General features: G+C 60.5%; 2 protein-coding genes. Both read left to right on the top strand.

Annotated elements, in window-relative coordinates; genetic code table 11:
* Positions 1-243, top strand: a 243-nt coding sequence (locus tag D2K64_RS24890; RefSeq protein WP_238384414.1) for a PAS domain-containing protein, incomplete at its 5' end; no start/stop codon positions are given.
* Positions 240-517, top strand: a 278-nt coding sequence (locus D2K64_RS24130; RefSeq protein WP_238384413.1) for a PAS domain-containing protein, incomplete at its 3' end; no start/stop codon positions are given. The genes D2K64_RS24890 and D2K64_RS24130, both read left to right, overlap by 4 nt.

Raw genomic sequence — 517 nt, 5'->3', positions numbered from 1 at the left:
AATAACTACGTCTCCGCAACGCGCGACTCAGCTGGTCGCCCCCAATACATGGTTGCCATTGTCAAGGACATCACTGAGCGCAAGCATACTGAAGCAGCGTTGAGAGAAAGCGAGGATCATTACCGGCACGCGATCGAACTCAGCCCGCATATTCCCTGGACCGCAGAGCCTGATGGCAGCATCGTCGAGGTCAGTCCGCGTGGCGCTGCCGTTCTTGGAGTGCCCCTGGGAAGTTCTGGTTGAACCTCGTTCACTCTGAGGATCAGCGTGGTGTGGAGACGACCTGGGCAGAGGCGACGCGCAGTGGTGCACCTCTCGATATGGAGTTTCGCTTCCGGCACGCAGATGGCAGTTACCACTGGGTCCGCTCACGGGCGGCACCGCGCCACGATACGCAAGGGCGTATTCTCCGCTGGTACGGGACCTTGGAAGACGTGCACGAGCGCAAGCTCGCCGAGGTAGCGCTGCGCGAGAGTGAGGAGCATTACCGCTATACCGTCGAGCTGAGCCCCCAGAT

The organism is Teichococcus vastitatis (genome assembly GCF_003604215.1).
Classification (GTDB): Bacteria; Pseudomonadota; Alphaproteobacteria; order Acetobacterales; family Acetobacteraceae; genus Pseudoroseomonas; species Pseudoroseomonas vastitatis.
Note: the sequence above shows the minus strand (reverse complement) of the source record. Positions and strands in the feature narration are given on the sequence as shown.